This window comes from Kitasatospora sp. NPDC101108 (assembly GCF_055584725.1).
The window spans coordinates 155,167-167,489 of record NZ_JBVJLM010000004.1; the positions used below are offsets into that span (position 1 = coordinate 155,167).

Sequence of the window (12,323 nt, forward strand, 5' to 3'; positions counted from 1 at the left end):
TTGGTCAGCGGAGCTCGGCGAGCTCGGTGGTGATCTCCCGCAGGACCGCCGCCTGCTGCTCGGCGAGGAAGAAGTGGCCGCCGGGGAGCACCCGGAGGCGGAAGCCGCCGTTGGTGTGCTCCTTCCAGGCCTCGGCCTCGGCGACGGTGGTGCGCGGGTCGGCGTCGCCGGTGAGCGCGGTGATCGGGCACCGCAGCACCCGGCCGGGCTCGCAGGTGTAGCGTTCGACGGCGCGGTAGTCGGCGCGGATCGCGGGCATCGACATCCGCAGGATCTCCTCATTCTCCAGGGCCCGGGCGTTGCTGCCGTCGAGCAGCCGGAGTTCGGCCAGGACGCCCGCGTCGTCGCGCTGGTGGACGGTCTCGGCCCGGCTGGTGGAGGGCGCCCGGCGGCCGGAGGCGATGATGCCGCGGGGTGCTGGGCCGCCCTTCTGCTCCAGCCGCCAGGCGGTCTCGAAGGCGAGGACGGCGCCCATGCTGTGGCCGAAGTACAGGGTCGGCCGGTCCTCCAGGGTCAGCAGTTCGTCGGTGATCCGGTCGGCCAGGGCGTCGATGGAGTCGAGGCAGGGTTCGGTGCGGCGGTCCTGGCGGCCGGGGTACTGCAGCGCGATCACCTCGGTGTCGGCGGACAGGGCCGCGGAGACCGGGTGGTAGTAGCTGGCGGAGCCGCCGGCGTGCGGGAAGCAGACGAGGCGTACCGGCCGGCCGTCCGCCGGATGGAAGCGGCGCAGCCACAGGGTGCTGGGACTGGTCATGTGGTCGGTCCTCTCAGGGGCGCGGGTCAGTCCCGGTGGACGGTGATCGCGGCGGACGGGCAGAGCGTGGCGGCCAGGGCGACGGCCTCCGGGTCGGCCGCGGCGGCCGTGGGGTCGTGGATCTCGACCACGCCGTCGTGGTCCTGGTCGAACACCGCGGGGGCGTTCAGCACGCACTGGCCCGCGCCGACGCAGCGGCCGGTGTCGACGGTGATGCGCATGATCGGTTCTCCTGGGGCGTGGTCGGGAGCGTGGGTGATGGCGTGCCGGGGCGTGCCGGGGCGTGCCGGGGCGTGCCCGTCACGGCCCGGCGGCGGCCGCCGCGGTCACCAGCGGACCGGCAGCGCGTGCAGCCCGCACAGCACGCCGTCGTACTTGTACGGGAGTTCCTCGGCCGGCACCGCCAGGCGCAGGCCCGGGATGCGTTCGAAGAGCCTGCGGTAGGCGATCTCCATCTCGACCCGGACGAGGTTCTGGCCCAGGCACTGGTGGACGCCGTAGCCGAAGGCCACGTGGTGGCGTTCGGTGCGGGCCGGGTCGAAGGCGTGCGGGCAGGCGAAGGCCCGCTCGTCGTGGTTGGCGGCGGCGACCAGGGCCACGATGCCCTCGCCGGCCCGGACCTGCTGGCCGGCGATCTCGACGTCCTCGACGGCGACCCGCAGCGAGACCAGGTCCGCCACCGAGTGGAAGCGCAGGGTCTCCTCGACCACCCGGGGGTCGCCGATCCACTCCGGGTGGGCGAGCAGCGTCACCACGCCGAGCGCGATGTTGTTGGCGGTGGTCTCGTGGCCGGCGATGAGCAGCAGCATCAGCACCCCGGACATCTCCCGGGGGTCGATCGCGCCGGTCGCCAGCAGCCGGCTGATCAGGTCGTCGCCCGGCCACTTCTGCTTGATGGCGACCAGGCGGTTGATGTAGCGCAGCAGTTCGCGCGAGGCGGTGTCGCGCTGCTGGTCGGTGGAGGAGCGGATGGCCACCAGCGTGCGGGTGCGGGACTCGAAGAAGTCCCGGTCCACCGGGGGAACGCCGAGCAGTGCGGAGATCACCAGGGAGGGGACGGGCAGGGCGAAGTCGGCGACCAGGTCGGCCTCGGTGCCCGCGGCCAGCAGGCCGTCGATGCACCGGTCCACGGTCTGCTCGACCGCGGGCCGCAGCTCGCGGACCCGGCGGACGGTGAACTCGGGGATCAGCGCCTTGCGGAAGCGGTCGTGCTCGGGCGAGTCCAGGCCGACGAACCAGCCGGGGATCTGCTCCTGGCGGGGCACGCCCATGGTCTGGCTGATGTTGGGGAATCCCGGGTGGTCGGGGTTGGAGCTGATCCGGCGGTCGGTCAGGACGGCCCGGACGTCCTCGTGCCGGGTGACCAGCCAGACCCGGTTGCCGTTGGGCAGGTGGCACACCACCAGGCCGCGCTCGCCGCGGTAGTCCTGGTAGTGGGGCGGTGGAAAGGCCTCGCCGGGCCGGCGCAGCGGGAAGTCGACCACCCGCGGTCCGGTGCTCGTCATGTCGTCGGGTCTCCCTCGGGGGCGGTGCGGATCCGGTGGCCCCGTGCGGGGGCCGGGGCGTACGGGTCAGGACGCGCCGTGGAAGGCGCGGACCCGGTCGATGACCCGGTCCTGGTCGGTCGGGGTCAGCGAGGTGTAGGTGGGCAGGTAGAGGCCGTCGGCGGCGAACCGGGTGGCGTTGAGGCCGGGCCAGGCCGGGTCGAGGTAGCCGGGCTGGCGGCTCATCGGCTGGAAGAACAGCCGGGTCTCGATGCCTTCGGCGGCGAGGAACTCGCGCAGCCCGTCGCGGCGTTCGGTCCGCAGGTCGTACATCCACAGCACGTCCCGGGGCGGCATCAGGGTGAGGCCGGGGACGTCCTTGAGGCCTTGGTCGTAGCGGCGCTCGATCTCCCGGCGGGCCGCGAGGATCTCGTCCAGCCGCTCGGTCTGGGCGAGCGCGACGGCGGCCTGCATCGCCGTCATCCGGAAGTTGTAGGCGAGCTTCTTGTGCAGGAAGCTGTGGTCGGCGGTGAACGCCATGGCCCGCAGGTGGGCCAGTTGACCGGCCAGGCGGGGGTCGTCGGTGAGGCAGACGCCGCCCTCCCCGGCCGTGATGATTTTGTTGGCGAACAGCGAGAAGCAGGCGATGTCGCCGGTCGGGCGGACGCCGTGGGCCTCGGCGGAGTCCTCGACCACCCGCAGGTTGTACTGGTGGGCGAGGTCCATGACCGCGGTCATGTCGCAGCGGCGGCCGTAGACGTGCACCGGCATGATCACCTTGGTGCGCGGGGTGATCCGCTCCTCGATCCGGGCGACGTCGATGTTCAGGTCGTCCGCGCAGTCGACGAAGACCGGGGTGGCGCCGGTGTAGGTGACCGCCCAGGCGGAGGCGATCATGGTGAACTCCGGCACGATCACCTCGTCCCCGGGGCCCACGCCGAGCGCGCGCAGCGCCAGGGTGAGCGCGGCCGTGCCCGAGGAGCAGGCGACGCCGTGGGCGGACCCGTTGTACTCGGCGAAGGCCTCCTCGAAGCGGCGGACGTACGGGCCCTGGGACGAGATCCAGCCGTCGCCGATCGTGCGGGTGACGTACTCCAGTTCCCGCCCGTCGAGGCTGGGGCGGGACACGGGGATGGTGAAGGGCATGGGTCCTCACTCTGGGACGTGACGTGGCGGGCCCCCGGCGTCGTCCACGGCCGGGGGCGGGCCGGGGGCGCCGGGCGGGCGGGGCGGTCAGGCGAGGGCGGGGCGGTCAGGCGAGGGCGGGCAGCCCGAGCAGCAGGTCGGCCGCGGCGGCCCGGCCGCCCGCCGTGCGCTGCGCGCTGCCGATGCTCTCGGCCCGGTCCCGGAAGGAGCGGTCGCCGAGCACCCGGGTGAGCTTGTCCACGACGTCGGCGGGGTCGAAGTCGCGCGGCCGGTCCAGGGTCAGGCTGATCCCGAAGTCCCGCCCGCGCACCGCCTGGTCGTAGCAGTCGACCCAGAGCGGGCGGATCACCAGCGGCTTCCCGAAGTACACGCCCTCGTGGAAGCCGTTGCCGCCGCCGTGGGTGAAGAACACGTCGACCCTGGGGTGGGCGAGCACGTCCAGCTGGGACGGCAGCCAGCTCTCCACCCGGAGGTTGCCGGGCAGTTCGGCGGTCGGCGGCAGCAGGTGCTGCTGCTCGGCGGGCAGCCGCCACAGCACCTGGTGCCGGCCGTCCAGCCGGCGGGCCACCTCCACCAGGTCCCGGACCTGTGGCGCGGTCAGCCGGGTGATGGTGCCGAAGCCCATGTAGACCACGGAGGACTGGGCGTCCAGCCAGTCCATCACGCCGCTGCTGTCGTCGGCCGGCGAGGACTCCGGCAGTGGCGGCACCATCGCCCCGACCAGCCGTACCTTCCCGGGCAGTTCGAACGGGTAGTCCAGCTCCGGAACGGAGTTGCAGAGCACCAGCTCCGCGCGGTCGATCCGGGTCATCGGGCTGGGCTTGGGCAGGCCCAGCTCCTTGCGCAGCCGGGCGTCCTCGGAGAGCACCTTGCCCATCGCCGGGTTGAGGAAGAGCGCGAGCGTGCGGAGCTTGAAGAGCCGGTTGCGCAGCCGCTGGCCGGCGGACATCGGGTAGGGCAGGCCCGAGTGCGGGACGGGGAAGTCCTTCGGCGTGTAGGACGGCCCGAACGGGCTGTGCGAGGTCAGCACGTTGCTCGGCAGGAACGGGACGCTCAGCACGAAGGGGATTCCCCGGGCCAGCGCCAGGTCGACGGCGAAGGAGCTGACGCAGTCGATCACCATCAGGGCCGGGTCGCACTTGTCCACCACGGCGGCGAGCCGGCGGAACTTCTCGGCCTGGAGGTCGGGCCGGTAGGACTGGCGGATCACCGCGCGGTGCGCCTTGAACCGCGACTCCTGGGTCACCTGGCGGTACACGTCGTCGCTCCAGCTGACCGCCGACAGCTCGGAGAACACGTCGCCGAGGGAGGCGAACTCCACCGCCGACCGGTCGGCGAGGGCCGTCACCTCGGCGCGCCGCGGTTCGTCCGTGGCGAACCAGAGATCGGGCACGCCCCGCCGGGCCAGCTCACCGGCCAGCACCAGCAGGGGGTTGAGCAGGCCGCTCTCCGGAAGGCTGACAAACAGGATCGGCCGGCGCGCGGCGCTCGGCCGGGGCGGGGTGCTCATCGGACTCCCTCGGGGGCGGGGTGGCGGCTGGATCTGTACCCCACCTTGGTCCCATGCCCGGTTCCGGGAATTCCTTAGTTCTGACCGCGCCCGGCCGGGAGCAGGGGTTGATCATCCGCTTGTGTCCTGTTTTGGGCGGCGGGCGGGGGCGAGGGACTCCGGCGCCTCCTCCGCGCAATTCCCCCGACACGTTCAACGGTTCGAACGCAGATGCGACTGCTGGCTGGATCACTCCCGTTGCGGACCGGGATCGTTCGGTTACTTGCTCACTTCTTGACGTGTCCCATATATTCTTGCTCAGAACTGGCCGGGTACGCTGATGCCCGGTCAGCCACTTTTGTGGTTCGCTCTCCGGGGCCGCCTCGGAATATCGGGTCCGTCTGCGCTTCGGAGGTGCAGGAGTACGTGTCGTCCGCATGGGGAATTCCCGCACCAGCCGTCGGTCCGGCGTCCGGGGGGACGGTGCCGGGAGGCCGACGGGCGCGCTCCGGGAGACCCGGTGGGCGGCGGTCCCCTGTCGTGAAACCGTCCCGCCGGGACTGACGACACCCGTACCGGCAGCCCTGAGCTGCGGAGAAACCGACTCCACCGACCGTCGACCGCCCTGGGGAGGGGCGGCGGTCCGTCCCAGCCCGCCCTGTTCCAGGCCAGGGCCGACCGGTGTCGTGCCTGTCGTGGCCGGCCGGTAATCCGGCCGATTCCTGGATTTCGCGCACAGTTCCATGTGCGGATGTGGGTCTCCCGTGCGAAGACCCGGGTAGTTCGAACACTTATCCATCCGCACTTTCGCCTCGAAGGGAACGGACTTTCCGTGGTGATTTCCCAGTCTGTCCAGCCGAATTCCGCCCGGACCGTCACGCCCGAGCGGGATCAAGTCGGCGGCGCGGCGGCGCGGCACCAGCAGTCGGTCGGCCAGGCCGGCCTGACCATGGCCCAGCTCGACCGGGCCCTCACCATCCGCCAGGCCAACGAGGCCTTCTTCTGGCAGTTCGGCCGCACCTCGGCCGACCTCTGCGGCCGGACCTTCAGCGAGCTCGTCCACCCGAGCGTCCAGCAGCCGCTGCTGCGCCAGTTCTCCGGGCTGATCGAGGGCCGGCGCGACCGCTTCGCCACCGACGTCATCGCGGTCGGCCCGGGGGACGAGACCTTCACGGTGCCGCTCACCGCCGTCATGGTGCGCGGCGGCCTGCCCGACGAGTCCTCGATCCTGGTCATGATGCCGGACGGTCGTCCGGAGCAGGGCGGGTCCGAGGTGGTGGCGGGCCGGAAGAAGCTGCTGAGCGACGTCGACGCCCGGATCCTGGAGGGCATAGCGGCGGGGATATCCACCGTCCCCCTGGCCGCCCGGCTCTACCTGAGCCGCCAGGGGGTCGAGTACCACGTCACCTGCCTGCTGCGGAAGTTGCGGGTCCCGAACCGCGCCGCGCTGGTCTCCCGGGCGTACTCCATGGGCGTCCTCAAGGTCGGGGTCTGGCCGCCCAAGGTCGTCGAGAGCTTCGTGAAGTAGCCGCGGCCGCCGTCCGCACGCCACGAACGAGCAGGGGGCGGCCGGTGTGCCGGAGCGCCGGCCGAGGCGGGCCGGGTCCGCCGAAATTCCGTTGGTGACGCTGCGTCGGATCGGTACGGTCGCGGGCATGGCGATCCCGATCGTGTTCGACATGGAGACCGGCGACCCCGACGACGTCTTCACCCTGTGTGCCCTCGCGACCCATCCGTGGGCACGCCTGGTGGCCGTGACGGTCATGCCCGGGTCGGATGAACAGGTCGGCATCGTCAAACACCTCCTCGGGCGCCTCGGGGTGCCCGTGCCGGTCGGCGCGTACCGGCCCGGCGCCGACGTGCGGCCGGTGTCGGGCTTCCACCGCCGATGGCTCGGGAAGGTTCCGGCGCGCGAACCCGACGCCGAGGCCTGGCAGTTGCTGCGGGACACCCTCGCCGGCGGGGACGCGACGCTGCTCACGGGGGCGCCGCCGAAGAATCCCGGCGTGCTCCTGGAGCGGGAACCGGAGGTGCGCATCGCCCGCTGGGTCGCACAGGGCGGCTTCGCCGGCGACTGCGTCGTCCCGCCCGAACACCGGCTCCCCAAGTTCGAGGGACGCGAGACCTGCCCGACGTTCAACTTCAACGGCGCTCCGGACGCCGCGTCGAGGCTGCTGGAATCGCCCCACGTCGGTGAGCGGGTGCTCGTCTCGAAGAACGTCTGCCACGGCGTCGTCTACGACGGCGCTATGCACGCCGCCCTGTCGGCGCGGCGGCTCACACCCGGGATGGCGCTCGTGCGGGCGGGCATGGCGGTCTACCTGGCCAGGCGCCGCGCCGGCAAGGCCTTCCACGACCCGCTCGCGGCGGCCGTGGCGCTCGACGAATCCGTCTGCGCGTTCCGCGAGGTCGAGGTGTACCGCGAGCGCGGCGCCTGGGGTGCGCGTCCGGCGGCCGGCACCCGGACGCGGATCTCGGTCTCGGTCGACCACGAGCGGTTCCTGGACGTCCTCACGGCCACCGGGTGACGGCCCGCGGTCCGAGCGACCGCACCGGGGCCGTCACCGCCCCGGACGAGCCTGCCGTGTGGCCCCGGCCGGACGCCGCGCACAGCTGCCAGGAGCCGCACGAGGGGCCGCGCCGGGCGGGGCCGCCGGGGGAAGGCGCTCAGGGGATGGCGGGACGTTCGGGCCGGTAGACGGTCAGCGCGGCGGTGGTCGTGGACAGGCGCAGCCGATCGGGGGCGGGGAGGGCCTCGCCGTCGACGGCGAGGTACCGGACCTCGCGGAGGTCGGTGAGGTCGAGCGCGGCCAGACGGGCCTCGCGGTAGACGCGCGAGGTGGCGAGGGTGCCGGTGAGGAAGGCGAGCAGGAGGCGGGTACGGGCGAAGGGGTGGCTGCCGTCGACGGCGCGGATGTCGAGCCGGCCGCTGTCCAGTGAGGTGCGGTGGGTGGGGGCGAAGCCGGACGGGTCGTAGGTGCCGTTGCCGGCGAAGAGCATCCAGAGCGTCCGCGGGACACCGGAGACGCTCAGCCGTACCGGCTCGGCGCCGGCCAGGACCCGGACGAGGGAGACGGCGAGGGCAGGCCACTTGCCCAGGCGCTTCTCCAGGCGTTCGCGGGCCCGGACGAGTTCGGGGTATATCCCGATGCTGAAGGTGTTGAGGAACAGCTGCCGGTCGCCGCGATCGCCGGTGGCCAGCGCGACGTCGACGGCACAGGCGCTACCGGCCTTGACGGCTTCGGCGGTGGCGCGCAGGGTGTGGGTGCCCAGGTCGACGGCGAAGTGGTTCAGTGTGCCGCCGGGGAACACCGCCAGCGGCAGGCCCTCCCGGGCCGCGACGGCCGCGGCCAGGTTGACGCTGCCGTCTCCGCCGCAGATGCCCAGCGCCCCGTCCGACTTGACGGCGAGTGCCGCGGCCTGGTCCAGCAGCGCGGCCAGGTCGTTGCTGTCCGCGCACAGCCGGATGTGGGCGTCGGGGAGTTCCCGGCGCAGTTCCTCGACCGACCGCTCCGGGCCGTCGGCCCCCGTGAGGGCTCCGGAGCCCGAGGCGCCGTTGACCACGACGTACAGGCCTGCGCCGGTGGGCAGGGCGGGCGCTTTCACCACCGGAGCGGCCGTGCTGGCCGGCTGGTCGCTGCGACGGGGCCACCAGCGCAGGGTGAGCGCGGCGGTCCCCGCTCCCAGAGCGGCCCCGGCCAGGACGTCGCCGGGGTAGTGGACGCCGACGTAGACGCGCGAGGCCATCACGGCGGCGGCCACAGGAGCGGCGACGGCGCCCAGCAGCGGCGATTCGATGGCGAGGGCGGTGGCGAAGGCCGCGGCCGAGGCGGAGTGCCCGGAGGGGAAGGAACTGGTGACGGGCTGCTTGAGCAGCCGCCGTACGACGGGCACGGGGTCGAGGGCGGGGCGGGGCCGGCGGCTGAGGCCCTTGGCGGCGACGTTGGCGAGGAAGGAGGCGAGCAGCAGGGAACCGGCTCCGCGCAGGGCGGCCCGCCGGGCGGTCCGGTTGCCGGTGGCGCCCAGCAGCGCCGCGCCGGTCATCCACAGCTTGCCGTGGTCGGCGGCGCGGGTCAGGTGGGACAGCCACGGGTCGCTGCCGCGCAGGCGACGGGAGGCCACCCTGACGAACAGCCGGGCGTCGAGGTCGTTCAGGGCTTTCCTCATGGGCAGCGGTCCTTCTGGTCGTGCGGTGGTGGGAGGGCGGATCGCTGGGATCCGCCCGGCGGTGGGTCAGGGACTGCCGGGTGCGCCGGGGGGCACTTCAGGGCACTTCAGGGCACCTCAGGGATCGACGGGTTCGCCCGGCGGCACGTCAGGAGCGGGCGCCGCCGCGGGGCCCGTCGGCTCGTGAGGCGCGGCGCGGTGGTCCGGCTTTCCTCCGGTAGGGCCGCCGTCACCCCGCTGCGCTCCGGGCGGCGCGAAGCGCACGCGGATCTCCTCGCCCGGCTTGTAGGCGGCGGCGGTGGCGTAGGAGGTGTAGGCCTGCCGGTCCGCCCGGGTCAGCGGGGCGTGGTCGGCGAAGGGCGCCGTGATTCCGCGGGGCCACAGCCGGCGGGTGCGCACCGCCGCGCTCTCCGCGCAGACGACGAGGGTGAGCGCGCCGAGGTAGATCCACGCCATCAGGCCGAGCACGATGCCGAACAGGCCGTACGTGGCCGTCGCCCCGCGCAGTTGGTGCCCCACGTAGTAGGTGCCGACCAGCAGCAGTGCCTGCCAGGTCAGCGAAGCCGCCAGGGCTTCGGGCCACAGCAGGCGCACCCGGAGCCGGCTGTTGGTCAGGAGCTTGAACCCGGCCAGCAGCAGGACGGTGCCGACCGCGACCGACAGCGGTACGGCCGCGACCCGCACGCACCGGTCGATCCAGGCGGGCCAGCCGTGCGCGGTGGCGGTGAGGGCGGCCAGAGCCGCGGAAGCCATGACCGCCGCGGCGAGGACGCCCAGCAGGGCCAGTCCGCGCAGTCGGGCGGTCAGCGCGTTCGGGCGGCTGTGCTGAGGAACGGCCCACACCGTGTTGAAGGCGTTCTGGAGCGCCTGCGCCACTCCCAGCGCGCCGTAGAGGCTGCCGGCGATGCCGACCGCGAGCGCGAAGCCGCTCCCCTGGAACGAACGGACGTTGTGCTCGATCTGGTCGCCGATCACCGGGAACTGGCTGAGCGCGGAATGCAGCACCTGCTGCTGCAACTGGGCATCGCCGTGCAGCGCGAACCCCAGCACGGCGAGGAGGAGCAGCAGCATCGGGAAGAGCGACAGGAAGCCGTAATACGTGATCAGGGCGGCCATGTAGGTGCCCTGATCGTCGATGAACTTGTACACCACCGCGATCGCGAGACCCGCCCAGCGGTGGCGCCGCTGGTAGTCGTCGAGTCCGTCGAGCACGCTCATGGACCACCCGTTTCGGACGGAGTGCGGGTGCACGGGGACCGTGCACCCGGGGAACAGGCACCGGGGGAACGTGCCGGGCCGCGAGCCCCGGGCGGTGCCGGCGTCACCACCGGTACCAGCGGCGCCGGCCGCCGGCATCGTCGACGGCGCGGACCACGAAACCGAGCAGCCACACCGCCAGGACGAACAGCGCCACCCACCACAGCACCTTCACCGCGAACCCGAGGCCGAAGAGCACCAGGGCGAGCAGCAGAACCAGCAGAAGTGCACCCATGGGTCCGTCATCTCCTTCGTCCGTCTACTGGGGACGTACATCTGGTGACCCGATCGGTGGGATGCATGCCTGCGAATCGGGCCCGCCCACGCGGTGACGTTCGACCGTCGACCACCCCGGGGCCCCCACGCATGTGATCGTTCCGCGCAGAGCGGGCGGGTTGTACGCTACCGTTGTCTTGACAACAGTTGTTCCGACATGCAGAGTGGAGGAGTGACAGCACCAACCAGCGGTCTGCGCGACCACCTCGGGTACTGGCTCCGCCGTCTCTCCGACGAGGTCCACGGCCGCTTCGAGAGGCAACTGGCCGAGCACGACGTGACCGTCTCCCAGTGGGCGGTCCTGATCACCGTCTACCGCGGCGACGCCACCACCACCCGTGAGGTGGCCCGCTACATCGACATCGACGTCGGCGCGGTCTCCCGCCTGGTCGACCGCCTGGTCGCCAAAGGGCTGATGTCCCGCGAGAGCGACCCCGACTCCCGGCGCATCCTGCGGCTGACCCTCACCGACGCCGGCCTCGACCTCACGCCGCGCCTGGCGGAGATCGCCGACCGCAACGACGCCCACTTCTTCGCCCACCTCGACCCGGCCCGGCGCCTCCAACTGGAGGACTGGATCCGCGGCCTGGTCGGCGACACCCATCCCGAAACCCCCGCCCCCGGAAGGGCCCCGTCATGAACACCACCCCCGCCACGGCCCGTTCGACGACCAAGACCGTCAGCATCCGGCGCCCCGTCGCCGAGGTCTTCGCCTTCCTCGCCGATCCCGCGAACTGGCCTGCCTGGGCCGTCGTCAACGTCAAGGCCATCGAGGCCACCGACGACCCCGACTGGTGGCTGATGAGCACTCCGCACGGCCCCGCCAGGCTCCGCATCCGCGGCAACGCCGAACTCGGCGTCCTCGACCACGACTACGTCGAGGAGCAGGCGTCCTGGCAGGTCCCCGCCCGCGTCGTCGCCAACGGCACGGGCACCGAATTCATGATGACCTTCTTCCAGCCGCCCACCTTCACCGACGCCTTCTTCGACGAGCAGATCGCTCTCGTCGACACCGAACTGGCCACCCTCAAGCGCATCCTGGAAGCCGGTGCGTGAGCCTGTCCCGAGGTCGGCCGGGCCCCGTCCCCGGCCGACGGGTCTTTGAACTGTCTTGGTCAATCCCGATGTTCGGAGCGCGTACCGCCCGGGAAGGGAACGGGTCGTCCAACCTCGGATGCACCGTCAGAGCAGTCCCAAGAGTCACATCGGATCACCGTACGAGACCGGAGGAACGTTTTGTCCAGCCTCTCGAAGCGCCCGCGGTTACGCCGCACGATCGCCCTGGCCGCCGCCGGCGTCTCACTCGCCGCCGGGATGACCTTCCTCGGCGCCGGGGCCGCCCACGCCGACGCCCAGCTCTGCGGGACCGTCAACCAGGGCGGCGCGGACGGCTCGCCCTGGAACCTGTGGAAGCTCACGCCCTGCATCGTCCAGGCCAATGACGGCGGGTTCTACACCACGACCTACCTGACCGGCGGCAGCACCGACGTCCGGGTCTACAGCGGCGTCTACGACTCCTGCAACGGCGTCACGTACGGCGTGAACGGCGACTCGAACGCCAACCACTTCTACCCGGGCCAGCCCGGCTGGTTCACCACCGGCGAGGTCTACGGACTGCACTGCTCGAAGGGCCTGTGGGCCATCTCGCGGGTGTTCAGCAACGGCAACGGCTCGCCCTGGGCCTGGTCGAACGGGATGGGCGCGTTGTAGCGGCTCGGGCTCGGTCCGGCGGGCCCGGCACCGAGGAGCG

13 protein-coding genes are annotated in these 12,323 nt (G+C 72.4%); 5 read left to right on the forward strand and 8 right to left on the reverse strand.

Features of this window, described 5'->3' with window-relative positions; genetic code table 11:
- Positions 1–4: 4 nt before the first annotated feature.
- The 5 genes from ACZ6Z8_RS11565 to ACZ6Z8_RS11585 form a co-directional block, all read right to left on the reverse strand.
- Entirely contained in the window at positions 5–754 is a 750-nt protein-coding gene (locus ACZ6Z8_RS11565) for a thioesterase II family protein (RefSeq protein WP_465608552.1), read from the reverse strand.
- A 26-nt stretch (positions 755–780) separates the two neighbouring features.
- Complete coding sequence (locus ACZ6Z8_RS11570; protein ID WP_465608554.1) at positions 781–975, reverse strand: ferredoxin; 195 nt, start codon at positions 973–975, stop codon at positions 781–783.
- 105 nt (positions 976–1,080) lie between these two features.
- Entirely contained in the window at positions 1,081–2,259 is a 1,179-nt protein-coding gene (locus ACZ6Z8_RS11575; RefSeq protein WP_402820663.1) for a cytochrome P450, read from the reverse strand.
- A gap of 66 nt (positions 2,260–2,325) precedes the next feature.
- The gene (locus ACZ6Z8_RS11580) at positions 2,326–3,384 is read right to left on the reverse strand and encodes a DegT/DnrJ/EryC1/StrS family aminotransferase (RefSeq protein WP_465608556.1); all 1,059 of its coding nucleotides are present in this window, start codon (positions 3,382–3,384) and stop codon (positions 2,326–2,328) included.
- 106 nt (positions 3,385–3,490) lie between these two features.
- Positions 3,491–4,894, reverse strand: coding sequence for a glycosyltransferase (locus ACZ6Z8_RS11585; RefSeq protein ID WP_465608558.1), 1,404 nt, complete (start codon positions 4,892–4,894; stop codon positions 3,491–3,493).
- Positions 4,895–5,705: 811 nt separating this feature from the next.
- On the opposite strand from ACZ6Z8_RS11585, the gene ACZ6Z8_RS11590 reads away from it, so the two are divergent.
- Together ACZ6Z8_RS11590 and ACZ6Z8_RS11595 are read left to right on the forward strand one after the other, a co-directional pair.
- Complete coding sequence (locus ACZ6Z8_RS11590; protein ID WP_465608559.1) at positions 5,706–6,401, forward strand: LuxR C-terminal-related transcriptional regulator; 696 nt, start codon at positions 5,706–5,708, stop codon at positions 6,399–6,401.
- A 127-nt stretch (positions 6,402–6,528) separates the two neighbouring features.
- Positions 6,529–7,401: a nucleoside hydrolase gene (locus tag ACZ6Z8_RS11595; protein ID WP_465608561.1), complete on the forward strand. Its 873-nt coding sequence runs from the start codon at positions 6,529–6,531 to the stop codon at positions 7,399–7,401.
- Positions 7,402–7,540: 139 nt separating this feature from the next.
- Here ACZ6Z8_RS11595 and ACZ6Z8_RS11600 read toward each other — a convergent pair whose 3' ends face one another.
- The 3 genes from ACZ6Z8_RS11600 to ACZ6Z8_RS11610 all read right to left on the reverse strand — a co-directional run bounded on the left by ACZ6Z8_RS11600 (position 7,541) and on the right by ACZ6Z8_RS11610 (position 10,532).
- Positions 7,541–9,040 (reverse strand): phosphatase PAP2 family protein, encoded by a 1,500-nt coding sequence (locus ACZ6Z8_RS11600; protein WP_465608563.1) that lies wholly within the window; start codon positions 9,038–9,040, stop codon positions 7,541–7,543.
- 117 nt (positions 9,041–9,157) lie between these two features.
- The gene (locus ACZ6Z8_RS11605) at positions 9,158–10,258 is read right to left on the reverse strand and encodes a YihY/virulence factor BrkB family protein (RefSeq protein WP_465608565.1); all 1,101 of its coding nucleotides are present in this window, start codon (positions 10,256–10,258) and stop codon (positions 9,158–9,160) included.
- A 103-nt stretch (positions 10,259–10,361) separates the two neighbouring features.
- Entirely contained in the window at positions 10,362–10,532 is a 171-nt protein-coding gene (locus ACZ6Z8_RS11610; protein ID WP_465608567.1) for a hydrophobic protein, read from the reverse strand.
- A gap of 213 nt (positions 10,533–10,745) precedes the next feature.
- Between ACZ6Z8_RS11610 and ACZ6Z8_RS11615 the strand changes: the two genes are divergently transcribed.
- The 3 genes from ACZ6Z8_RS11615 (at position 10,746) to ACZ6Z8_RS11625 (ending at position 12,283) form a co-directional block, all read left to right on the forward strand.
- Positions 10,746–11,213 (forward strand): MarR family winged helix-turn-helix transcriptional regulator, encoded by a 468-nt coding sequence (locus ACZ6Z8_RS11615; protein ID WP_465608569.1) that lies wholly within the window; start codon positions 10,746–10,748, stop codon positions 11,211–11,213.
- On the forward strand, positions 11,210–11,629 hold the full coding sequence (locus tag ACZ6Z8_RS11620; protein ID WP_465608571.1) for a hypothetical protein: 420 nt from the start codon (positions 11,210–11,212) through the stop codon (positions 11,627–11,629). The genes ACZ6Z8_RS11615 and ACZ6Z8_RS11620 overlap by 4 nt, the downstream gene beginning before the upstream one ends.
- A 180-nt stretch (positions 11,630–11,809) precedes the next feature.
- Entirely contained in the window at positions 11,810–12,283 is a 474-nt protein-coding gene (locus ACZ6Z8_RS11625; RefSeq protein ID WP_465608573.1) for a hypothetical protein, read from the forward strand.
- Positions 12,284–12,323: the final 40 nt, after the last annotated feature.

Excerpts from the sequence above, each read along its gene's own strand:
- ACZ6Z8_RS11565 (WP_465608552.1), bottom strand. The coding sequence starts at position 754 with ATGACCAGTCCCAGCACCCTGTGGCTGCGCCGCTTCCATCCGGCGGAC.
- ACZ6Z8_RS11570 (WP_465608554.1), bottom strand. The coding sequence starts at position 975 with ATGCGCATCACCGTCGACACCGGCCGCTGCGTCGGCGCGGGCCAGTGC.
- ACZ6Z8_RS11575 (WP_402820663.1), bottom strand. The coding sequence starts at position 2,259 with ATGACGAGCACCGGACCGCGGGTGGTCGACTTCCCGCTGCGCCGGCCC.
- ACZ6Z8_RS11580 (WP_465608556.1), bottom strand. The coding sequence starts at position 3,384 with ATGCCCTTCACCATCCCCGTGTCCCGCCCCAGCCTCGACGGGCGGGAA.
- ACZ6Z8_RS11585 (WP_465608558.1), bottom strand. The coding sequence starts at position 4,894 with ATGAGCACCCCGCCCCGGCCGAGCGCCGCGCGCCGGCCGATCCTGTTT.
- ACZ6Z8_RS11595 (WP_465608561.1), top strand. The coding sequence starts at position 6,529 with ATGGCGATCCCGATCGTGTTCGACATGGAGACCGGCGACCCCGACGAC.
- ACZ6Z8_RS11600 (WP_465608563.1), bottom strand. The coding sequence starts at position 9,040 with ATGAGGAAAGCCCTGAACGACCTCGACGCCCGGCTGTTCGTCAGGGTG.
- ACZ6Z8_RS11605 (WP_465608565.1), bottom strand. The coding sequence starts at position 10,258 with ATGAGCGTGCTCGACGGACTCGACGACTACCAGCGGCGCCACCGCTGG.
- ACZ6Z8_RS11610 (WP_465608567.1), bottom strand. The coding sequence starts at position 10,532 with ATGGGTGCACTTCTGCTGGTTCTGCTGCTCGCCCTGGTGCTCTTCGGC.
- ACZ6Z8_RS11620 (WP_465608571.1), top strand. The coding sequence starts at position 11,210 with ATGAACACCACCCCCGCCACGGCCCGTTCGACGACCAAGACCGTCAGC.